Source organism: Vibrio barjaei, assembly GCF_001639065.2.
GTDB classification, from domain to species: domain Bacteria; phylum Pseudomonadota; class Gammaproteobacteria; order Enterobacterales; family Vibrionaceae; genus Vibrio; species Vibrio barjaei.
In genome coordinates this window covers 1-596 of sequence record NZ_LQXO02000063.1, presented here as the reverse complement: position 1 = coordinate 596, position 596 = coordinate 1, and the positions used below count along the sequence as shown (strand labels likewise).

Annotated in this window: 1 protein-coding gene; it reads right to left on the bottom strand. The window is 46.8% G+C overall.

Translation table 11 applies throughout. The features are described 5' to 3' along the window. Nucleotides 1–108: 108 nt before the first annotated feature. The coding region (locus tag AWH66_RS24865) for a hypothetical protein (protein WP_071487876.1) at nt 109–596 on the bottom strand (488 nt) is incomplete at its 5' end.

Genomic DNA, 596 nt, shown 5'->3' with positions numbered 1-596 from the left:
CACCCGTTGAATCAATACGCACCGACAACTTGCCGTGATAGGACTCGATGAATAGCCAGCTAGACTCAACAGTTAACGGCATCACTTGCCCTTGAATCAGGTTGAAGTTCATTGGTTCACCGCCTTAAACAGCACAAAGCCAAGTACCAGTACAATGATTGCCATGAGAATCAATTGCTGTTTGTTCAGTGCGCTTTGTCCGTTGTCTTGTTTGAACTTGGCAAGCTCGGTCAGCTTGTCTAAATTCTTCGTGTTTTGGGCTGCTTGATTACCCGCAAGCCCCGCTATCATTTGAAGGTTTTCACTGTTGCTAGAGCTGAATTTATCCAGCGCACCAGAGGCAAACTTCATACTGTTTTCTGTGTTTTGGTCTACCAGATTGAGCGATTCACTCATTGCGCCTTTGGCAAACTCATACGATTCATCAAGCGCATCACCCGCAAAATCAAACGACTTCCCTACGCTCCCGTGGTCGGTCACGGTGGCATTAATCGTTGAGCCTTCAATACCACTTAACGCAACCCCAAGGTTGTCGCCGCTAATAGCATTTTGACTACTGGTATTCTTCGTACTGGTGCTATTGCGTGAACTGGAAC